The organism is Microbacterium sp. cf332 (assembly GCF_900102175.1).
GTDB lineage: Bacteria > Actinomycetota > Actinomycetes > Actinomycetales > Microbacteriaceae > Microbacterium.
Window position 1 is genome coordinate 1343031 of record NZ_FNKN01000001.1, and the last position, 20638, is coordinate 1363668.

Consider the following 20638-nt stretch of genomic DNA (forward strand, 5'->3'; position numbering starts at 1 on the left):
CGGCGAACCCGTTCACTCGGGCTAGTCACCGCGCGAGCGCTGCGCCGGCCGCGCGGAGCCAGCGGGCGGGGTCGCCGAGCGACGCCGCGGCGGAACCCGCCAGGTCGGTGAGTGAGACGGATGCCACGAACGCCGCGGTGTCGGCGTCGGGGGCGATGCGTCCCGCGACGAGCGCCACCGCCACCCCGGCCTGCGCGGCGAGCTCGGCGACATACGCGGGAACCTTGCCCGCCGCGGACTGGCCGTCGAACGCGCCCTCGCCCGTGACGACGAGGTCGGCGTCGGCGATGGCGTCGGCGAGGCCGATGAGCGACGAGACCTCGCGCGCGCCCGGCGCGAGGCGCGCGCCCCAGACCAGTAGCCCGAACCCGGTCCCGCCCGCTGCCCCCGCGCCGGGTGCGACGGCGTGCGACCCGCCCGCGGGCACGAGGTCGGCGAGCCGGCTCAGCCCCGCATCGGCGGCTGCCACCTCCGCGGTGTCGAGCCCCTTCTGCGGACCGAACACGGCGGCGGCCCCGGCCGCGCCGAGCAACGGGTTCGAGACGTCGGTGAGCACGTCGACACCGCCCGCGGGCAGCGGTCGCAGGCCCGACAGGTCGACATGCGCGATGTCGGCCAGGCCCCGGGCACCGGGAGCGACGTCGCGGCCGGCCGCGTCCGTGAACCGCGCGCCGAGCGCGCGCAGCATCCCGATTCCGCCGTCGGTCGACGAGCTCGAGCCGATGCCGAGCACGAGCCGATCGACGCCCGCGTCGAGGGCGGCGGCGATCGCCTGGCCGAAACCGGTCGTGTCGGCGTCCAGGCCGCGGCGCTGCTCGCCCAGCAGCTCGATCCCCGACGTCGACGCGAGCTCGACCACGCCCACCGGCCCACCGGGCCGGCCCGGGGATCGTCCGTCGCCCGCCGGCAGCCTCAGCCAGGATGCGGCGACCGGCGTCCCCGCGGGTCCGGTCACGGTCACCGGCACCCGTCGGGTGTCCGAGACGGCGGTGGCGAACGCGTCGAGGGTGCCCTCGCCGCCGTCGGCCATCGGGCGCAGTTCGAGACGCGCGGCGTCGTCGACCGTCGCCCATCCGTCGGCGAGTGCGCGAGCGGCGGCGGCGGCCGAGATCGACCCCTTGAAGCTGTCGATCGCGACGACGACGTGCGTCACGTCACGAGCTCCGGGGCGGCGTGCTCTCGCGCACGAGCACCTCGAGCGGCAGGGCGGCCGCAGCGTCGTCGTCGCCGTCGACCGCCGCGCGCAGGGCACGGTATCCGACCTCGGGCAGCGGCACGCGCACGGTCGTGAGCGGCGGGGTGACGTCGCGTCCCGTGGGGATGTCGTCGAAGCCGGCGAGTGCGATGTCGGCGCCGGGCTCGCGACCGGCGGCACGTACGGCGGTGAGCGCTCCGATCGCGACGACGTCGCTGATGCCGAACACGACGGTGCCGGGTTCGACGCCGTCGGCGAGGGCGGCGTCCATGGCCTCGGACCCGGACTCGCGACTGAAGCCCCCGCGGTACACACGCGGCTCCGCTCCCCCGCCGCCGGTGAAGCCCTCGCGGAAACCGTCGAGGCGGTCGTCGCTCGTCACGACGCCGTCGGCGGCGGCGAGCACGATCGCCGAGCGGTAGCCGCGCTCCGCGAGCGCGGCGCCGAGCTCGCGGGCGCCGCCGCGGTTGTCGATGGCGACGCTCCGGATGCCGGGGGCTCCCGGTCCCAGCGCGACGACGGTGCCGCCGCTCGCGGCGATGAGGTCGAGCTCGGTGCGCAGCTCGTCCGACATCTCGCGCGAAGTGCGCGAGGCTGCCAGGATGATGCCGCGGGGGCGCTGGCCCCGCAGGGCGCGGACGAGCCGCAGCTCGCGCGCGGGGTCGCGTTCGGTGATGGCGACGGTGACGACGAGGCCCGCTTCGTCGGCGCCGCGGGCGACGCCCGCCGCCAGCTGCCCGAAGTACGGGTCGGCGATGTCGGCCACCAGCAGCGCCACGATCGCGGACGTGCCGCGGGCCGTCGCCTGCGCCGACAGGTTGGCGGTGTAGCCGAGCCGTGCCGCGGCCGCCTCGACGCGTTCGCGGTAGGCATCGGCGACCTTACGGGTCGAGCCGTTCAGCGCGCGCGAGGCGGTCGCGAGCGACACCCCGGCCTCCCTCGCCACATCGTGCAGCGTGGCCGAGCCACGCGGCGACATCCCGGTCTGTCCCACGAGCCGAGTCTATGCGGTGAGGGTCCGCGCGCCCGAGAGGTGCGGTGCGACGGCGTCGCCGAACGCCTCGGCGGTGCGGCGCACCACGGCGGCCGGATCGGCGGCCCAGATGTCGGCGTTGAAGATCTCGACCTCGATGTCGCGGTCGTAGCCCGTGGCTTCCACCGCCCGGGTCAGCGCCGCGAAGTCGATCACCCCGTCGCCGGGGTAGTGCCGGCTCAGGAGCACGTCGGCGGGAAGCGGCGTCCTCCAGTCGCAGACCTGGTAGGTCGCGATACGCCCCTCGCGTCCGGCGCGCTCGATCGCGGGCAGCACGTCGGGGTCCCAGAAGATGTGGAACGTGTCGACGGTCGCGCCGACGACAGCGGGCTCGAAACCGGCGGCGATGTCGAGGGCCTGTCCGAGCGTCGAGACGACGCAGCGATCGGAGGCGAACATCGGATGCAGCGGCTCGATCGCCAGCGTCACCCCCGCGGCCTTGGCGTGCGGCGCGAGTTCGCCGATGGCGTCGCGGACGCGCTCCCGCGCCCCGACGATGTCGCGCGAGCCCTCGGGCAGCCCGCCCGCGACGAGCACCAGGATCGCGGTCGAACCCGGTGCACCGGCGGCGGCGAGCACGGCCGCCTCCTCGATCGCGACGCGGTTGTCGTCGATCGAGGAACGCCGGGCGGGGCCCTCCGGCATCGTGAAGAAGCCGGCCCGGCAGTGGGTGGTGAACCGCAGGCCCGAGTCGGTCAGCATGGCGGCCGCCGTCGCGAGGCCGACCTCCTGCACGGGCTCGCGCCACAGTCCGATCGCCTCGATCCCGGCATCAGCGGTGACGCGGAGGGCGGTGGCGAGGTCAGCGTGCTTGATGGTGGCCTGGTTGATCGACAACCGCGGATCGACGCTCATGCCTCGACCCCGTTCAGACGCAGCATCGCGTGCCAGCGGTCGGCGGCGAGCTCCGGCTGCTCGAGGGCGTGGGCGGCGTTGGCGAGCTCGACGATGCGCGAGAGGTGCGGCAGGCTGCGCGCCGAGTGCAGACCGCCCACCATCTGGAACGCCGCCTGGTGGCCGTTCAGCCACGACAGGAAGGCCACACCGGTCTTGTAGTAGAACGTCGGGGCCGCGAAGACCTGCCGGCTGAGCTCCTCGGTGGGCCCGAGGATCGCGAGGTACCGGTCGGGGTCGCCCGCATCGAGGGCCTGGATCGCGGCCGATGCGACGGGCGTGATCGCGGCGAACGCGCCGAGCAGCGCGTCCGAGTGCTGCCGCGTCGAGGCCGGGTCGCGCTCGGGCTGGGTCGCCTCCGGCACGTCAGCGCCCCCGATGAGGCCGACGTAGTTGAAGTCGTCGCCCGTGAACATGCGCACGCCCTCGGGCAGACGCTCGCGCACCGAGACCTCCGACGACGCGTCGAGCAGGCTCATCTTCACGCCCGCGACTCTGTCGGAGTTCTCACCGATGATCTCGACGAGGACGTCGGATGCCGCGCGCCAGTCGGGCGACCCGAAGTAGCCCGCGAGGCTGGGGTCGAAGGCGGTTCCGAGCCAATGCAGGACGACGGGTCCCGATGCCGCGGCGAGTACTTCGCGATACACGCGGCGGTAGTCATCGGCCGACGACGCCGCTCGGGCGAGGTGCCGCGACGCCATGAGGACCGGGCCCGCGCCCTGGTCCTCGGTGAAGGCGAGCTGGCTCTTGTAGGCGTCGACGACCTGGTCGAGCGAGATGTGCTCGTCGTCGACGTGGTCGGTGTTGACGCCGACGACGACCGAGCCGCCCTCCTCGCGCGCGACCTCCGCCGAGCGGGCGATGAGCTCGCGCGTGGCCTGGGCATCCAGCCCCATGTTGCGCTGCGCGGTGTCCATGGCGTCGGCGACGCCGAGCCCCCAGGAGTACACGGCGCGGCGGAAGCCGAGGGTGGCGTCCCAGTCGATCTGCGCCGGCCGGCCGGGGGTGTTGTCGGCCGAGACGACGGGGACGACGTGCGCCGCAGCGTATGCGACGCGACTGCGCAGCGCGGTCTCCGGCCGGGCGAAGCCGGGGGCCTCGGCGAGGGGGACGGAGGTGACGGCGCCGTCGGCGCCGAGGAGGGTGAGCCGGGTCATCGTGCGGCGCTCAGATGTCGAGAGCCGGCAGCTCGACCTTGCGGCCCTCGCGGCTCGACTGCAGCCCCGCCGCGGCGAGCTGCACGCCCCGGGCGCCGGCGAGCAGGTCGAACTCGTAGGGCGTCTCCGTCACGTAGGAGACGAGGAACTCCTCCCACTGCTGGCGGAAGCCGTTGAGGAAGACGTCGTTGGTGGGCACGTTCTGCCAGTCGGCGTCGTAGTCGTGCGTGTCTTCGAGATCGGGGTTCCACACCGGCTTCGGGGTGGCGTTGCGCGGCTGGATCTTCGCGCCGAAAAGACCCACGACGGCCGAGCCGTGCGTGCCGTCGACGTGGAACTCGACGAGCTCGTCGCGATTGACGCGGACGGTCCACGACGAGTTGATCTGCGCGACGACGCCGCCCTCGAGCTCGAAGACGCCGTAGGCGGCATCCTCCGCCGTCGCGGTGTAGTGCTCGCCCTTCTCGTCCCAGCGGTCCGCGATGTGGACGGCGGCCTGGGCGTAGACGGTCTTGACCCCGCCGAAGAGGTTCTCGAGCACGTAGTTCCAGTGCGGGAACATGTCGACGATGATGCCTCCGCCGTCCTCGGCGCGGTAGTTCCAGCTCGGGCGCTGCGCGGGCTGCCAGTCGCCCTCGAACACCCAGTAGCCGAATTCGCCGCGCACCGAGAGGATGCGGCCGAAGAAGCCGGAGTCGATGAGGCGCTTGAGCTTCTGCAGACCCGGCAGGTAGAGCTTGTCGTGAACGACGCCGGTCTTGACGCCCGCCTCGGCGGCGAGCTTGGCCAGCTCGAGCGCCTCGTCGACGGACTCGGCGGTGGGCTTCTCGGTGTAGATCGTCTTGCCGGCGGCGATCGCCTTGCGCAGCGCGGACGCGCGAGCCTTCGTGACGAGGAAGTCGGCGTAGATCTCCCAGCGCGGATCGGCGAGGGCGGCGTCGAGATCGGTCGTGTAGTCCTCGATGTCGTGCTTGGCCGCGAGGTCGGCGAGCTTGGCCGCGCTGCGTCCGACGAGGAGCGGCTTCACCGTCACCTTCGTGCCGTCGGCCAGCTCGATGCCGCCCTGGTCACGGATCGCGAGGATCGAGCGGACGAGGTGCTGGCGATAGCCCATGCGGCCGGAGACGCCGTTCATGATGATGCCGATCTCGCGGACCTGCGGGGCGGTCGCCGTCTCCGGCGCGGGGCTGAGGGTGGTCGTCTCTGACACGGGCGTTCCTTTGCTTCATCCGCTCACCGGATCAGGTGGTAAGCGCTTTCCCATACTGTAGATGCCCGCCGTCCGCGGACGCAAGCCTGAGCCCGACGGATGCCGGGCCGCGTCACCCCAGCCGCACGGCCGCCCACGAGATCGGCGGCAGAGACAGCGACAGGACGCCGTCCTCGACGGAGATCCCCGGCACCGGGACCACCCCGACGCGCTCGGGCTCGTCGAGCGTGTTCGCGGCGTATCGGTCGTCGTCGTGCAGCAGGTGCGACTCGATGACGGACACGCCCGCGCCCGCCGCTGCGAGTGCCGACACGTCGATGCGGAGGTCCTCGCCGTCGCCCGTCGACCGGTTCACGACGAACAGCGTCGCGCCCGCGTCGTCGACGGTGGCCACGGCATTGACGTTGGGCACCGTGCCGAAGCGCTCGCTCTCGAACGACCCCGAGAGCACGGGCACCGAGATCGCGCGCTCCCCCGCCAGCCGCGAGGTGAGCGAGAAGGGGTGGAAGGTCGTCTGCCGCCACGCGGGTCCGCCCGGCTCGGTCATCACCGGGGCGATGACGTTGACGAGCTGCGCGAGCGACGCCGACCGCACGCGGTCGCTGTGCTGGAGCAGCGTGATGAGCAGATCGCCGAACACGACCGCATCGAGCGCGCTGTACCGGTCTTCGAGCAGGCGCGGAGCCACGGGCCAGCCCGGCTCGCGCGGCTTGTCGTCCTGGCCGCCCTCGTCGTTGTGGAGGTACCAGACGTTCCACTCGTCGAAGGAGATCATGATGCGCTTGTCGCTCTTCTTCGTCGCCGCGACCGCGTCGGCGATCGAGACGACCGAGGCGATGAAGCGCGACATGTCGACGCCCGACGCGAGGAACTCCTGGGCGTTCCCGAAACGCTCCTGGTAGTACGAGTGGCAGGAGATGAAGTCGACGTCGTCGAACGTGTGCTCCAGCACCGTGCGCTCCCACGACCCGAAGGTCGGCATCCCGCTGCCGGACGAGCCGCAGACGACCAGCTCGATGTCGGGGTCGAGCATCCGCATGGCCTTCGCCGTACGCGACGCGAGCTTGCCGTAGTCGTCGGCGTTGCGGTGACCCAGCTGCCACGGCCCGTCCATCTCGTTGCCGAGACACCACATGCGCACCGCGAAGGGGTCGCGACGACCGTTCGCGGCGCGCTGGCGGGTCCACGACGTGTCGGCGTCGGAGTTGACGTACTCGAGGAGATCGATCGCCTCCTGCGTGCCCCGCGTGCCGAGGTTGACCGCGAGCATGAGGTCGCTCCCGACGAGCTCGAGCCAGCGCGCGAACTCGTGCAGGCCCACCTCGTTCGTCTCGGTGGAGTGCCACGCGAGGTCGAGGCGGCGCGGGCGCTCGTCGTGCGGTCCCACGCCGTCCTCCCACCGGTAGCCCGAGACGAAGTTGCCGCCGGGGTAGCGGATGGTCGACACCCCGAGCTCGCGGACGAGCTCGACGACATCCGCTCGGAACCCGTCGGCATCCGCTGCCGGATGACCGGGTTCGTGGATGCCGTCGTAGATGTGACGTCCGAGGTGCTCCACGAACCCGCCGAAGATGCGGCGGTCGATGCGGGAGATCTCGAAGCGGGGGTCGATGGCGGCGTTCGTCGGCGTCATGTCTTTCCTCGGGTCAGCGGGGATGCCGCGCATCCGCGCGCGGCATCCCCGACGGGGTCGGCCTCAGCCCAGGACGACCTCGGCTTCGGAGAAGAACTGGTCCACAGCCTGGTCCACCGAGGTGGTTCCGAGGCCCAGCGACTTGCCGAGCTCCCAGAACGTCTGCTCGAGCGAGCCGTATCCGGCGACGGGCACGGGCGGAGCGTCGCCGATGCGGTCGGCCGCCGACTCGATGTAGTCGGCGACCTGCTTGTCCGGTCCCTCGAGGGTCGCGCCGGCGAGCTTCGAGGTCGAGGCCGGGAAGCCGAGCGTGGTGCCGAAGATCTCGCCCGCCGCCTCGGAGTTCACGACGAAGTCGAGGAAGAGCGCAGCCGCCTGCGGGTGCTCGGTCTTGGCCGAGATCGCCACCTGGAGTCCGGCCTGACGGTAGAGGTCCTTCGAACCGTCCTTCGCCGTCGGCGGCGCCACGATCGAGATCGACGACGCGCCCGAGTCGGCCAGATACCCGCCCAGGAAGTTGCTCCAGCTCATCTCGCTCGCCGTGAGCGCGGCACCGAAGCCCGACTTGGGCGACAGCTCCTCGAGACGCTGCTGCGGTACGGCGACGCCGCCGCGGAGCGTGTCGCCGCTCTCCCAGAACTCGCGCAACTGGTCCTTCGTGAAACCGAGCTCCCCGTCGTCGGTGTACAGGTTGCCGCCGTCGGCGCGCAGCGCCAGCTCGAAGACCTGGATGCGCTGGGTGTAGTCGGTGCCGCCGTACACGGCACCGCTGGTCGCGTCGGTGACCTCGGCCATCCAATCGTCGAACGCGCCGAAGTCGGTGCCGCCCTCGGGGGCCTCGACACCCGCCTGGGCGACGAGATCATCGTTGACGAAGTTCGCCCACAGGCTGTAGCCGGTCGGCAGCGAGTACTGCGTGCCGTCGAGGGCACCCGTCCCGAGCAGACCGTCGTCGAAGGTGGTCATGTCGATCTGGTCGGCGACCTGAGCGAGATCGAGCAGATTGCCCGACTCTCCGTACTGACGCAGGTAGCTGTCGGAGAACTGGAAGACGTCCGGCAGCCCGCCGCCCGCCGCCTCGGTCTGCCGCTTCTCCCAGTAGCTCGGGAAGTCGGTGAAGCTGACGTTGACGGTGATGTTGGGGTATTCCTCGTTGAACGCCGCGATCAGCTCGTCGTAGCGCGTCGCGCGGTCGTCGTTGCCCCAGAACGCGTAGGTGAGCGTGACCTTCTCGTCGGGGTCGAACGCGGCGGCGGTCGGCGTCTGAGCGCCGCCGCATCCGCTCAGGGCCAGCGCACCGGCGGCGACGATGCCGATCGATGCGAGCAGGCGGGTTGCCTTCATCGGAGTCCTTTCTTCGGGAGCGGCCCGGGGGGACGGGTCTGGTGGGGATGCCGCAGCGCGGGCATCCGGGATCAGGTGCGGCGCGGGCGTGCCGGGATCGCCACGACCGCGAGGGCGGCGCAGCCGATGCCGGCGACGAACAGCGGCGGAAGGGCCCACGTGACCACGACGACGAAGGCCGCGGTGGCCCCGAGGTAGGCGACGCCGACCACGTCGCCGCGAGCGGCGTCCGGGATCGCACGGATCGCGGCCCGCCAGCCGAGCTCGGGGCTCCAGGCCCCGGCGGCGAGGAGCAGGGCGACGGCGAGCGCGGCGAGCCCCGTCCAGCCGACCGCCTCGACCACGGCACCGCCCGGGAGGAAGCCCGAACGGGCCAGGTCGATGTCGAGCAGCAGCACGAGGGTCGCGCCGAGCACCCCCAGCCCGACGGCCGCTCCCGGCACCAGACCGGCACGCACGTCCGCCCAGAACAGGGCGAGGCGCGAGTCGTCGGCGGCGACATAGCGTCGCAGGTGCCGTACTCCGGCCGCGAGCGCGATCGGGAGCGTGACGACGGTGAGCGAGACGACGCCGATGAGGAGCCCGATCAGCAGTACCTCGCCGAGCAGGGCGAACGCCCCGGCGGCACCGGGATGCCGCAGCTGCGGACGCGCGTCGAGGGTCGGACCGCTGCCCGAACGGTCGGCGCGGGCTGCCGCACGCTCCTCGCGTCGTGTGCGCGGCCGCTCGTCGGTCGACACCGCTAGCCCTTCAGACCCTGGGTGGCGACGCCGTCGACCAGGAACTTCTGGAAGACGATGAAGAACAGCAGGATCGGCACCAGCGCGATGAACGACGCCGTGACCGTCGCGCCGTAGTCGCTCGACGAGGTCTGGTCGTTGTAGAGCCGCAGTGCGATCGGCAGCGGATAGTTCTCCGGGCTCGTGAGATAGAGCAGCGGCCCGAGGAAGTCGTTCCACGCCCAGATGAAGCTGAAGATCGCGCAGGTGATGAGCGCGGGCTTGATGAGGGGCAGGATGATCGACCAGAAGATGCGGAGGTGACCCGCCCCGTCGATCTTCGCGGCCTCGTCCATGTCGCGGGGCATCTGCCGGATGAACTGGACGAGCAGGAAGACGAAGAACGCCTCGGTCGCGAGGAACTTCGGCAGCAGGAGGGGCCAGTAGGTGTCGACCATCCCCAGATTGTTGAAGATGATGTACTGCGGGATGATCACGACGTGGAACGGCAGCAGCAGCGTGCCGATCATGGCGGCGAACAGGATGCCGAGTCCCTTGAACTGCAGCCGCGCGAAGGCGTAGGCCGCGAGGGCCGACGACAGCACCGTTCCGATGACCGAGACGCCGGCGATGAGCAGCGAGTTGGCGAAGAAGCGCCACATGGGCACACCCGCGATCCCCTCGCCGACCTTGATGTAGTTCTCGATCGTGGGGGCGTTCGGCAGCAGGCCCATGTTCTGGCCGAACTCGCTGTTGGGCTTGAAGGTCGACAGCAGCAGCCAGACCAGCGGGTAGAGCACGACCGCCGTGATGACGATCAGCACGGCGAACCACACGATGGTCTGCCAGGTCTTGCGCTTGACTCTGCGTCGCGCGGGCGGCATCGGCGTGCTCTGCTGCTCGGCGAAGATGGCTTCGCTCGTGAGCGGTGAGGTGGGTGACGTGGTCATCGGTTGTCTCCCGAGTAGTGCACCCACGACTTCTGGGTGCGGAAGAGGATGAGGGCGATGATGGCGACGACGACGAGCAGGACCCAGGCGATCGCGGCGGCGTAGCCCATGCGGCCGTCGGCGAAGCCGGTCTTGTAGAGGTAGACCGTGATGAAGTTGGTCATGCCGGCGGGGCCGCCGGTGCCGTTGGAGATGATGTAGGCCGATCCGAACACCTGGAACGCGCCGATGAGGCCGAGCAGCAGGTTGAAGAAGATGACCGGCGACAGCATCGGCACCGTGACGGCACGGAAGCGGCGCAGGGCATTGGCCCCGTCCATCTCGGCCGCCTCGTACAGCTCCTTCGGGATCTGCTTGAGGCCGGCGAGGAAGATGACCATCGTCGCGCCGAACTGCCAGACCGCGAGCAGGATCATCATGGGCAGGATGAGGCCGGGGTTTCCGATCCAGCCGCCGAGGTCGATGCCGAAGACGTTCAGGCCGTTGTCGACGGGGCCGTTCGTGGCGAACATCGCGCGCCACACGATCGCGACCGAGACCGAGGCGCCGATCAGCGACGGGGCGTAGAAGGCAGACCGGAAGAATGCCGCGCCCTTGTCGCGGTAGTTGAGCAGCAGGGCGATGAGCAGCGCCGCGATGAGCGAGATCGGGGTCCCCACGAGCACATAGATCAGGGTGATCTGCGCGGACTGCATGAAGCTCGGGTCGTTGGTGAAGAGCCGGACGTAGTTGTCGAAGCCGATCCACTTGGGCGGCGAGAAGATGTTGTAGCTCGTGAACGACAGGTACAGCGAGTACGCCATCGGCACGAGGGTGAGGCCGAAGAACCCGACGAGCCACGGCAGGAGGAAGCCGTATCCCGCGATGTTCTCGCGGACGGCCCGCTTGCGGGCCCCGGGGCGGTCGAGGTGTTCGGGACGCTGCTTGCGGACGAGGCCGCGACGCGACGAGTCCTTGGTGACGATCACCCGTGTGGCGGTAGTGGTCACGATGCTCCTGAGGATGCGGGGAGGAAGCGGGTCCGTGGGCCGGCGACGAGCACCGGCCCACGGGTGCGGGTCATCCGTTGAGGGTGATGTCCATCTGCGAGAAGAAGCGGTCGACGGCGTCATCGACCGTGATGGTGCCGAAGGCGAGCTCGGTGCCGAGCTTGCGGAACTCCTCCTCGATCGTGCCGTAGCCGACGATCGGCACGGGCGGGGCATCGCCGAGGCGGTCGGCGATCGACTCCTCGTACTCCTTGACCTGCTGGCTCAGCGGGTCGAGGTCGGCGGCGTCGAGGGCGGTCTGCGAGGCCGGGAGACCGCGGTTCGTGCCGAAGATCTCACCCGACTGCGGCGAGTTGACGAGGAAGTCGACGAGCGTCGCCGCCGCCGCCGGATGCTCGGTCTTCGCCGAGATCGTGTGGAGCATCGAGGGCTTGAGGTACAGATCCTTCGCCCCTTCCTCGGTGACGGGCGGGGCGACGAGGCCGAGCTCGGTGTAGCCCTCGCCCAGGTTGCCGAGGTAGCCTCCTCCGAAGTTGTCCCACGTGAGCTCGCTCGCCGTCAGGGCGGCGTCGAAGCCCGAGAGCGGCAGGGCCTCTTCGAGGCGCTGCTGGCCGATCACGGCGCCGCTCTCGCGCAGCTCGGCACCGTCCTCCCAGAACTCGGTGAGCCGCTCCTCGTCGAAGCCGGGCTCGCCGTCCTCGCTGAAGAGCTGCGAGCCCTCGGCACGCAGCTGGAGCTCGAAGTTCTGGATGCGGCCGGCGTAGTCGGTCCCGCCCCAGTACGCGCCGCCCGAGGCGTCGGTGACGCTCGCCATCCAGTCGGCATAGTCGTCCCAGGAGCCGCCCGCGAAGTCCTCGACTCCGGCCTGCTCGAGGAGCTTCGGGTTGGTGAACATGCCCCAGGCGTTCGTCGAGGTCGCGATGCCGTAGGTCGTGTCGCCGACGACGCCGATGTCGAGGATGTTCTGCGGCAGGGCGTCGGTCGCGATGATGTCGCCGAGGTAGGGCTCGAGGTCGAGCAGGAGGTTGTTCTCGGAGTACTGGCGCAGGTACGAGTAATCGAACTGCATGACGTCCGGCAGACCGCCGCCCGCCGCCTCGGTCTGACGCTTCTCCCAGAACTCGGGGAAGGTCAGGAAGGTCGCGTTGACCGTGATGTTCGGGTACTCCTCGTTGAACGCCTCGATCGCCTCGTTGTAGAGCTGTGCGCGAACGTCGTTGCCCCAGAAGGCGAGGTTCAGGGTGACCTTCTCGTCGGGGTCGAACGTGGCGTCGGCGGCCGGGGCCTCGCCACCGGCGCAGCCTGCCAGGGTGAGCGCGGCGCCCGTCGCGATGGCGATCGTGGCCAGTGCCCGCTTTCTGCTGAACATCGTTGTCCTCTCTGCCGAACGTCGTCGTCTCGGTGCGCGCGAACGTCCATTGTCCGTGTGTGCAGGTCAGCGCCACCCGGGTTGGGAAAGCGCTTGCCCGCAACCGTACTACGCCATGAAACGTTTCGCAAGAACGTCTGCGGAACCGGTCCGCACCCGTGATCCCGCGACTGTTACCGGTCTCAGTTCGGCATTTCAGCCTCGCACATCAACCGGCCGCCGTCGACACGCAGACGCACGCGGTACACAGCGCATCGGCGGGCGTCGACATCGCATGCCGATGCGCCGTCGCCGCCGGCGTCCGGGGTGGTCGCCGGCTGTGCGAAGAAGTAGTACCAGAGGTCGCGGCCGTCGCGCACGGGCGATCCGTGGTGCCCGAATCCTCTGCCCGGGACCGAGCCCGCGCCGAGGACGACGTCGTCGGGCCCGCCCTGCCGTCGCCAGGCGATCCCGTCGGGCGACGAGTGCACGCCCATCCCCCGCCACTCGTCGACGATCATCCACCACCGGCCGCCGAGCTCGAAGACGCTGGGCCCCTCGTGCGGCCGACCGCCGATCGCGATGCCGGCATCCGCCCACGACTCGAGGTCGTTCGAGACGGCGACGCGGGTGATCGAGTCGGCGGCCTCGTCCTTGTACCAGAGCCGCCAGCGACCGTCGGGGGTCCGCGCGACGCCGGCATCGATCACGCGGTCGCTCGCGAGGGCGAGCGGCCCGACGCGGCGCCACGACAGCAGGTCGTCCGACACGTAGGCGACGATCGTCCGACTGTGCCCCGGCCAGCGATCGGGGACGCCGTCGATCTCGGTGAGGAACATGCGCCAGACCGTGCCGTCGAACACGACCTCCGGCGCCCAGTGCGTGCGGTCGACCTCCGACGGCGGCGCGCCCGGCGTCAGAGCCAGGCCCGCGGCATCCGGCTCGAGGGTGCCGGCATAGGTCCAGCTGACGCCGTCGCTCGAGCGTGCGACCCCGATCCGCGAGCCGTGCACCCAGGCGACGCCCGGGCCGGGTGCAGGATGCGTCGCGCGCCGCTGCGTGTAGAACATCCACCAGCTGACGTCGCCCCGGCCCTCGCCCTCGCCGTCGCCGTCGCCGTCGCCGTCGCCGTCGCTTCCGACGTCCCGCGTCCGAGCGCGGTCGATGACCACGACCGGGTCGGTCGCCCCGTCGTAGACCGGGTCGCGGTAGATCTCCCTGAGCATCGGTCTCTCCTTCTCTCCCCCGTCGACTCGCCAGGTTCTGCGGATGTGGGCGCACTGGCACCCACGCTTTGTGGCGACTCGACGGGTGGTTGGGGTGGGTCAGGCCTGGGTGGCGTGGAGGTGCGCGTAGCGCCCCGACGCCGCCAGCAGATCGTCGTGCGACCCCTGCTCGACGATGCGGCCGCGCTCGAGCACCACGATGCGGTCGGCCTGCCGGATGGTCGACAGCCGGTGCGCGACGACGAGCGTCGTCCGCCCCGCCATCAGCCGGCCGAGCGCCTCCTTCACGAGCTCCTCCGACTCGGGATCGAGCGCCGAGGTCGCCTCGTCGAGCAGCAGGATGCGGGGGTCGCGCACGAGAGCCCGCGCGATCGCGAGCCGCTGGCGCTGCCCGCCCGACAGCCGCGCCCCGCGCTCGCCCACCACGGTGTCCCAGCCGTCGGGCTGCTCGCGCACGAACTGCCACGCGTTGGCATCACGGAGCGCCTGCTCGATGCGCTCGTCGGTGACGTCGGGCAGCCCGTACGCCACGTTCTCGCGGATGGTCCCCTCGAAGAGCACCGACTCCTGCGGCACGACCGAGACCGAACGCCGCACCGTGCGCAGGTCGAGCTCCTGCACATCCGCCCCATCGATCGTGAGACGCCCGTCCGTCGCGCGGACGAAGCCCAGCACGAGGTTGAGGAGCGTGGATTTGCCCGACCCCGACGATCCGACGAACGCGTACGTCCGGCCGGCCGGAATGTGCAGGTCGATCTCGTTCAGCGCGTCGTCGGCCGCGCCGGCGTAGCGGTGGCTCGCGTGCTCGAGCCGGATGTCGCCGACCACGCGGTCGACGCGGCGCTTGCCCTCGTTCTGCTCCAGGTCGGGCTCCTGCAGCACCTCGGCGATGGAGCGGACCGACTCGAGGCCCCGCGCCCCGACGGGGATGAGCATGAGCAGCTGCGTCAGCCCCTGCGTGAGCAGGGTGAAGTAGGTCGAGAGCAGCACCACCTCGCCGGGCGAGATGGGCAGCACGCCGGTGAGCGAGAAGACCGCCGCGAGCACGAGGCATCCGACCCCCAGCAGCTGCATCGCGACCCATGAGATCGAGGCGACGTGACCGTTCAGCATGTCGAGGTGGAGGCCCGCGCGACGGACGCCCTCGGCCCCGTGCGTCACGCGGGTGACGGCGGTCTCCTCGAGCCCGTGCGCGCGGGTCACGGGGATGAGCGACGCCATCTCGCCCACCCGTGCCGAGAAGACCTCCACCTCACGGCGGAAGACCGCATTGCGCTCGCGCGAGCGGTTGCGCATGCCGTACCGGATGCCGATCGCGATCGGCACGGCCAGCGCGTACACCGGGAGGAACTGCGGCACGGCGATCGCGGTCATCGCCAGAGCGCCGATCATGACCATCGTCGCCGAGAGCAGCGGATGCGTGACCTGCTGCAGCATCAGCTCGACGTTCTCGACGTCGCGCACGACCTTGGTCTGCACGATCGAGGAGCTGACCCGCGAGTGGTATCCGATCGAGAGGCTCTGCAGTCGGGCGGCGAGGGCGTTCCGCAGGTCGGCGCCGGTGTCGCGGACCACGGTCATGAAGCTGCGCGTGTACAGGATGTGGTTCGGGTAGTTCTGCAGCAGCAGGGCCGCCGCGACGAGGAACCACCCCACCACGGCGGAGACGTCACCCCCGCCCGCGACGATGTCGATGATCGCCGCGGTGATGACCGGCAGGAACCACAGCGGGATCTCCTTGACCGCGAATGCGCCGATCGCGACGCTCATCCGTCCCGGGCGTCGGGCGAGAAGCCGCAGGACGGATCGCGCGGGTCGAGCCCCGTCGATCAGGTCCGCGGGTCGGGAAAGCGGTTTCCTTGCCACGTGTCCATGCTAGACGCCGCTCCCCGCCCCGCACAGCCCCGCGCGGCGGATCCGTCCGCACGCGGCGGATGTCGTCGCGCTCAGCCTGCCGCCTGTGCGATGCGGTCGACGAAGAGCTGCGTCGCCTGCGGCACGTAGTCGGCGCTGGTCTCCGGGTCCCACCCGACGAGGGCGAGCGCGTTCTGGCCGACCCGCACCGTGGCCCCCACGAGCGTGAAGGGCGAGCCGCCGACATCACCCGTCACGCGCCATCCCTGCACCGCGTCCGCCCCGGTGACCGCGAGGTCGAACGGAGCGACCGAGGTCGTGATCGGCACGCCCTGCATCGCGAAGAGCTCCTGACCGTCGGCGCAGGTCGCGATCGCGCCGTCGGCCTGCGCGACGAGATCCTCCGCCGTGGCCTCGTCCGCCGCCGACGCCACGACCGCGGTCATCGAGCGGTCGTTGCTCGTGCCGTACTCGACCGCGGCGTCGGCCGACTCCCAGCCGGCGCCGAACGGAGCGAGGCACGCGGCATCCGACACCGTCAGCCCGGGATAGATCGACTCGAGCATGGCCGCCGTCGAGTCGTACTCGCCGGGCCGGAACTGGATGCCGCTGAACAGGTCGGAGAGCGCCGCCGCGTCGAGCGCCCCCGTGGACGCTTCCGACGCCGACGCCGACGGCGCCGGCGAGGAATCGACGGGCGCCGTGGTCGCGGGCGCGGCCGTCGTCGCGGCGCCGCCGTCGGAGGCGGCGGGGGTGCACCCCGTCAGCGCGGCCAGGCCGATGGCGGCGATGATCACGCCGGCACGGAGGCGGAGAACGGCGGTGCGGGATGTGTGATGTGCCATAACGGCTCTCCTCGGGTCGGCGATACGCCCGACAGTAGCGGGCCGGTGGCGCGCGTGACGCGGGGAGCGCTCCCCATCGACGGCACGACCCGCGCTGCCGTAGGGTGACGATCCGATCGCCCTCATTTCCCGCGGATCGCTTCGGGAAAGCGCTTGCTGGCATGATGGAGTCGACGTCAGGAGATTCGGATGACCCGCACCACCACCATCGCCCTCGTCGGCGTCCACGGCTACGGAACCGTGCACCTCGAGAACCTCCGCCGGCTGGGCGACCGTGTGCGACTCGTCGCCGTGGCGGACCCCCGCCCGCCCGCCGTCGGCGCCCTGCCCGACGAGACCCGGGTCCATCCCGACCTCGCCGAGCTGCTGGCCGCGAGCGACGACATCGACGTCGTCATCGTCGCGACGCCCCTGCACACGCACCTCGAACTGGCGCGCACCGTCGTCGACCGCGGCATCGACCTCTATCTCGAGAAGCCGCCCGTGCTCACCCTCGCCGACCTCCGCGTGCTCGAGGAGGCCTCCGCCCGTTCCGGCGCGCGCGTGCAGGTGGGTTTCCAGAGCCTCGGCTCGCGAGCGCTCCGCGCCTTCGCCGAGGATCGCTTCGACCTCGGGCCCGTCCGGGCCGTCGGCGCCGTCGGCCTGTGGGCGCGCGACCGGGCCTACTGGGAGCGCAGCCGGTGGGCCGGACGCCGCGAGCTCGACGGCGTCGCCGTCGTCGACGGCGTCACGACGAACCCCCTCGCCCACGCCACGGCCACCGCACTCGCCCTCGCGGGGACGACCGCGCGGGCCGACATCACGCAGGTCACCGCCGACCTCTACCGCGCGAACGCCATCGAAGGCGATGACACCAGCCTGCTGCGGGTATCGACGACCCGCGGAATCCGGGTCACCGCCGGCCTGACGCTCTGCGCCGACGAGCAGGTCGATCCCTACGTCGAGGTGCACGGCCGACGCGGGACGGCGCGCTTCTTCTACACCGAGGACGTCGTCGAGGTCGACGGCCGCAGCGAGCGCTTCGAGCGCGACGACCTGCTCGAGAACCTGCTCGACCACCGAGACCACGGCACCCCGCTGCTGTCGCCACTGTCGGCCGCCGGCGCTTTCGTCGCCGTCATCGACGCCGTGGGCCGCACGGCCCCGCATCCGATCGACCCCGCCTTCGTGACCGCACGCGGCGAGGGCGCCGCCCGGCGCCTCGTCGTCGACGGGATCGAGGACGCCGTCGTCCGCGCCGTCGATGCCGAGGCGACCTTCGGCGAGCTGCGACTGCCGTGGGCACGTCACACGGCTCCCGAGGTCGTGCTGACGCTGCCGGGTACGGGGGCGCGAACGGGTGCGCCGCTGGCCGAGCTCGTCTCCGGTGCGGACACGGCGCGATCGTCGAGCCCCCGGCCGTATCTGCATCCCGTGCGCACGCCGGGCGGCATCGTCGTCACCGACCACCATCCTGCCGATCACGACTGGCATCTCGGGATCAGCGTCGCGCTGCAGGATGTCGACGGCACGAACTTCTGGGGAGGCCGCACCTACACACGCGGCGAGGACTACATCTGGCGCGACGATCACGGCCGCATCGAGATCGCGGCGGTCGGGCAGACCGCCGACGGCGCGGTGCTCGACCTGCGATGGATCGGCCCCGACGGCGCAGCCGTGCTCGCGGAACGCCGCGAACTGCGCGTGGCCCACCGTGATGACCGCGCGACCATCGTCTCGATGTCGTTCGAGCTCTCGCCGATCGGCGAGCGCACGGTGATGCTCGGAAGCCCGGGCAGCAACGGCCGCGCCGGCGGCGGCTACGGCGGTCTCGCGTGGCGCCTGCCGGCGTGCACCGAGATCGACGTGCGCACCCCGCGGGACCGCGGCGAGGAGGCCGTGCACGGGACCGTCGCCCCGTGGCTGGCGTGGTCCGCCCGCTTCGCTCCCTCCGGTGATGCCGGGGCGGTGGCGGATGCCGGCGGCGTCGGTGATGGCGTCGGTGTTGGCGCCGGCGCTGAGGCGACCGTGGCCCTGGCTCCGGCCGACGACGTCTCGGCGGCCGACCCGTGGTTCGTGCGGGCCGCGGGCTATCCCGGGATCGGTGCCGCGCTCGCGTGGGACTGCGCGGTCGCGGCATCCCCCGCTCGTCCGGTGCGCCGCGCCTACCGCCTGCTCGTGGCCGACGGCCGCCTCAGCGACGCCGAGGTCACCGCGCTGCTCGCCCCCTGACCCGCCGCATCCTCACCCCGCCCGTCGCCGCGAGCCGCCCCGCACCCGCGGGTGGGCTCGCGCTCGACGCGCGAGGACCAGCTTCTTACTTGATGCCGGTGGTGGCGATGCCGCGGATGAGGAAGCGCTGACCGAAGAGGAACGCCAGGAAGACCGGCACGAGCGAGACCACCGACATCGCGAACATCCCGCCGAAGTTCGAGGCCCCCTGCGCCGACATGAACTGGCGGAGCGCGAGCGGCACGGTGAACAGGTCGGGGTTGTTGAGGTAGATGAGCGCTCCGAAGAAGTCGTTCCACACCCACACGAAGGTGAAGATCGCGGTCGTGGCCAAGGCCGGAGTCATCATCGGCAGCAGGATCTGCAGGAAGATGCGGGCGTGCCCGGCGCCGTCGATGCGCGCGGCCTCGTCGAGTTCACGAGGGATGCCGCGGATGAACTGCACCATCAGGAAGATGAAGAACGCATCGGTCGCGAGGGCTTTCGGCAGGATGAGCGGCCAGAAGGTGTTCACGAGTCCGAGCTGGCTGAACATGATGTACTGCGGCACGATCACGATGTGCACGGGCAGCATGATCGTCACGAGCATGATCGCGAACAGCGTGCGCTTGAAGTGGAAGTTCAGGCGGGCGAAGGCGTAGGCGGCCATCGTGCACGACACGAGGTTGCCGATGATGGACCCCGCGACGACGACGAGCGAGTTCCACAGGTAGGTGCCGAACGACGGCGAGAGGGCGTTCCACCCCTGGATGTAGTTGTCGACCTCGAACGAGAGCGGCCACAAGCCCGGCAGCCGGAAGATCTCGTCGTTGGGCCGGAGCGAGCTGACGATCATCCACAGCAACGGATAGAGCATCAGCAGCGACGTCGCGATGAGGAAGATGTGGCGCACGAGGGCGCCCGCGCGGCTGCGACGGCCGAGGCCGAGCTCCTCCCGCCGACGCGCGCGCTGACGCTCGCGGGCGTCCTTGCGGTCGGCGGTCGTGATCAGTTCAGTCGTCATAGAACACCCACAGCTTCGAGAGAGCGAAGTTCACGGCGGTGAAGCCCGCGATGATGGCCACCAGCAGCCAGGCCATGGCCGAGGCGTAGCCCATGTCGAACGCGGTGAACCCCTTCTGGTAGAGGTACAGCGTGTAGAACAGCGTCGAGTCGGAGGGCCCGCCCGATCCGTTCGAGATGATGAAGGCCTGCGTGAAGGCCTGGAACGCGCCGATCATGGACAGCACCAGGTTGAAGAACACGATCGGGCTCAGCAGCGGGAGCGTGATCGAGAAGAACTGCCGGGCCGGCCCCGCGCCGTCCATCGCCGCGGCCTCGTAGTACATCACCGGGATCTGGCGCAGGCCCGCGAGGAAGATGACCATGGGTGCGCCGAAGCCCCATACGCTCAACAGGATGATGGTCGACAGCGCCGTGTCGGGGTTGGAGATCCAGCCGGGGCCTTCGATGCCGAAGATCGCGAGGAACTGGTTCACTAGTCCGTCGACACCGAAGATCTGCTTCCAGAGGATCGCGACGGCCACGGACGAGCCGAGCAGCGAGGGCAGGTAGAACATCGAACGGTAGAAGGCGAGGCCGCGCAGACCCTTGTCGAGCAGCAGCGCGATGCCCAGGGCCGCGCCCATGGCGAGGGGCACGCCGACGAGGACGTACACGAAGGTGACGCCGAGCGACGCCGCGAGCCGCGGGTCCTGCGCCATGCGCACGTAGTTGTCGATGCCGATGAACTCGGGAGCGTTGAACAGGTCGTACTTGGTGAACGACAGATAGAGGGATGCCGCGATCGGCAGCACCGTGACGAGCACGAGCCCGAGCAGCCACGGGGCGAGGAAGACCATCGCCGCCTTCGTGTCGCGCGGTTTCTCCCGCGCAGCCCGCCCTGCGGGACGCCGCAGCCGGGACAGCTCGCCGATGGCGCTCATCCGGTCCTCCTCGACACATCCATCGCTTCGTCGTCGAGCGATGCACCGCGCTCAGAAAGCGCTTTCTGTGAAGATACACTATCGGCGAGGACGCACAAGCGT

General features: G+C 70.8%; 17 protein-coding genes. 1 reads left to right on the forward strand and 16 read right to left on the reverse strand.

Annotation, left to right across the window (positions count from 1 at the left end; genetic code table 11):
* Window positions 1–25: 25 nt before the first annotated feature.
* The 14 genes from BLT21_RS06405 to BLT21_RS06470 all read right to left on the reverse strand — a co-directional run bounded on the left by BLT21_RS06405 (window position 26) and on the right by BLT21_RS06470 (window position 16400).
* Window positions 26–1153, reverse strand: coding sequence for a glycerate kinase (locus BLT21_RS06405; protein WP_091500500.1), 1128 nt, complete (start codon window positions 1151–1153; stop codon window positions 26–28).
* A gap of 1 nt (window position 1154) precedes the next feature.
* Window positions 1155–2189, reverse strand: coding sequence for a LacI family DNA-binding transcriptional regulator (locus tag BLT21_RS06410; RefSeq protein WP_256335943.1), 1035 nt, complete (start codon window positions 2187–2189; stop codon window positions 1155–1157).
* A 9-nt stretch (window positions 2190–2198) separates the two neighbouring features.
* Window positions 2199–3083, reverse strand: a complete 885-nt coding sequence (locus tag BLT21_RS06415; RefSeq protein ID WP_091500502.1) for a sugar phosphate isomerase/epimerase family protein — start codon at window positions 3081–3083, stop codon at window positions 2199–2201.
* Entirely contained in the window at window positions 3080–4282 is a 1203-nt protein-coding gene (locus tag BLT21_RS06420; protein ID WP_091500503.1) for a dihydrodipicolinate synthase family protein, read from the reverse strand. Before BLT21_RS06420 ends, BLT21_RS06415 begins: the two co-directional genes overlap by 4 nt.
* Before the next feature lie 10 nt (window positions 4283–4292).
* Window positions 4293–5417 carry a Gfo/Idh/MocA family protein gene (locus BLT21_RS06425; RefSeq protein WP_091500734.1) on the reverse strand — a complete coding sequence of 375 codons (1125 nt, stop codon included), beginning with the start codon at window positions 5415–5417 and terminating at the stop codon, window positions 4293–4295.
* A 187-nt stretch (window positions 5418–5604) separates the two neighbouring features.
* The gene (locus BLT21_RS06430; protein ID WP_091500504.1) at window positions 5605–7125 is read right to left on the reverse strand and encodes an arabinosylfuranosidase ArfA; all 1521 of its coding nucleotides are present in this window, start codon (window positions 7123–7125) and stop codon (window positions 5605–5607) included.
* A 63-nt stretch (window positions 7126–7188) separates the two neighbouring features.
* On the reverse strand, window positions 7189–8469 hold the full coding sequence (locus tag BLT21_RS06435) for an ABC transporter substrate-binding protein (protein ID WP_091500505.1): 1281 nt from the start codon (window positions 8467–8469) through the stop codon (window positions 7189–7191).
* A 71-nt stretch (window positions 8470–8540) separates the two neighbouring features.
* A complete protein-coding gene (locus tag BLT21_RS06440) occupies window positions 8541–9209 on the reverse strand; it encodes a hypothetical protein (RefSeq protein WP_091500506.1) in 669 nt (222 codons plus the stop codon).
* A gap of 2 nt (window positions 9210–9211) precedes the next feature.
* The gene (locus BLT21_RS06445; protein ID WP_091500507.1) at window positions 9212–10138 is read right to left on the reverse strand and encodes a carbohydrate ABC transporter permease; all 927 of its coding nucleotides are present in this window, start codon (window positions 10136–10138) and stop codon (window positions 9212–9214) included.
* On the reverse strand, window positions 10135–11127 hold the full coding sequence (locus tag BLT21_RS06450; protein WP_091500508.1) for a carbohydrate ABC transporter permease: 993 nt from the start codon (window positions 11125–11127) through the stop codon (window positions 10135–10137). The genes BLT21_RS06445 and BLT21_RS06450 overlap by 4 nt, the downstream gene beginning before the upstream one ends.
* A 70-nt stretch (window positions 11128–11197) precedes the next feature.
* Complete coding sequence (locus BLT21_RS06455) at window positions 11198–12496, reverse strand: ABC transporter substrate-binding protein (RefSeq protein WP_091500509.1); 1299 nt, start codon at window positions 12494–12496, stop codon at window positions 11198–11200.
* A 182-nt stretch (window positions 12497–12678) separates the two neighbouring features.
* Window positions 12679–13701: a glycoside hydrolase family protein gene (locus BLT21_RS06460; RefSeq protein WP_091500510.1), complete on the reverse strand. Its 1023-nt coding sequence runs from the start codon at window positions 13699–13701 to the stop codon at window positions 12679–12681.
* A gap of 99 nt (window positions 13702–13800) precedes the next feature.
* Window positions 13801–15567, reverse strand: a complete 1767-nt coding sequence (locus tag BLT21_RS06465) for an ABC transporter ATP-binding protein (protein ID WP_091500511.1) — start codon at window positions 15565–15567, stop codon at window positions 13801–13803.
* An 80-nt stretch (window positions 15568–15647) separates the two neighbouring features.
* Complete coding sequence (locus BLT21_RS06470; protein WP_091500512.1) at window positions 15648–16400, reverse strand: hypothetical protein; 753 nt, start codon at window positions 16398–16400, stop codon at window positions 15648–15650.
* Window positions 16401–16589: 189 nt separating this feature from the next.
* Between BLT21_RS06470 and BLT21_RS06475 the strand changes: the two genes are divergently transcribed.
* The gene (locus tag BLT21_RS06475) at window positions 16590–18611 is read left to right on the forward strand and encodes a DUF6807 family protein (RefSeq protein WP_091500513.1); all 2022 of its coding nucleotides are present in this window, start codon (window positions 16590–16592) and stop codon (window positions 18609–18611) included.
* Window positions 18612–18696: 85 nt separating this feature from the next.
* On the opposite strand, the gene BLT21_RS06480 is transcribed toward BLT21_RS06475, so the two are convergent.
* Window positions 18697–19614, reverse strand: a complete 918-nt coding sequence (locus BLT21_RS06480; protein ID WP_091500514.1) for a carbohydrate ABC transporter permease — start codon at window positions 19612–19614, stop codon at window positions 18697–18699.
* Window positions 19604–20536: a carbohydrate ABC transporter permease gene (locus tag BLT21_RS06485; protein WP_091500515.1), complete on the reverse strand. Its 933-nt coding sequence runs from the start codon at window positions 20534–20536 to the stop codon at window positions 19604–19606. The genes BLT21_RS06480 and BLT21_RS06485 overlap by 11 nt, the downstream gene beginning before the upstream one ends.
* Between the last annotated feature and the right edge of the window lie 102 nt (window positions 20537–20638).

Bases quoted from the DNA above. Each gene is read 5' to 3' on its own strand.
- BLT21_RS06425 (WP_091500734.1), bottom strand. From the start codon at position 5,417: ATGAACGGCGTCTCCGGCCGCATGGGCTATCGCCAGCACCTCGTCCGC.
- BLT21_RS06480 (WP_091500514.1), bottom strand. From the start codon at position 19,614: ATGACGACTGAACTGATCACGACCGCCGACCGCAAGGACGCCCGCGAG.
- BLT21_RS06420 (WP_091500503.1), bottom strand. From the start codon at position 4,282: ATGACCCGGCTCACCCTCCTCGGCGCCGACGGCGCCGTCACCTCCGTC.
- BLT21_RS06445 (WP_091500507.1), bottom strand. From the start codon at position 10,138: ATGACCACGTCACCCACCTCACCGCTCACGAGCGAAGCCATCTTCGCC.
- BLT21_RS06455 (WP_091500509.1), bottom strand. From the start codon at position 12,496: ATGTTCAGCAGAAAGCGGGCACTGGCCACGATCGCCATCGCGACGGGC.
- BLT21_RS06460 (WP_091500510.1), bottom strand. From the start codon at position 13,701: ATGCTCAGGGAGATCTACCGCGACCCGGTCTACGACGGGGCGACCGAC.
- BLT21_RS06435 (WP_091500505.1), bottom strand. From the start codon at position 8,469: ATGAAGGCAACCCGCCTGCTCGCATCGATCGGCATCGTCGCCGCCGGT.
- BLT21_RS06475 (WP_091500513.1), top strand. From the start codon at position 16,590: ATGACCCGCACCACCACCATCGCCCTCGTCGGCGTCCACGGCTACGGA.
- BLT21_RS06485 (WP_091500515.1), bottom strand. From the start codon at position 20,536: ATGAGCGCCATCGGCGAGCTGTCCCGGCTGCGGCGTCCCGCAGGGCGG.
- BLT21_RS06470 (WP_091500512.1), bottom strand. From the start codon at position 16,400: ATGGCACATCACACATCCCGCACCGCCGTTCTCCGCCTCCGTGCCGGC.
- BLT21_RS06430 (WP_091500504.1), bottom strand. From the start codon at position 7,125: ATGACGCCGACGAACGCCGCCATCGACCCCCGCTTCGAGATCTCCCGC.
- BLT21_RS06415 (WP_091500502.1), bottom strand. From the start codon at position 3,083: ATGAGCGTCGATCCGCGGTTGTCGATCAACCAGGCCACCATCAAGCAC.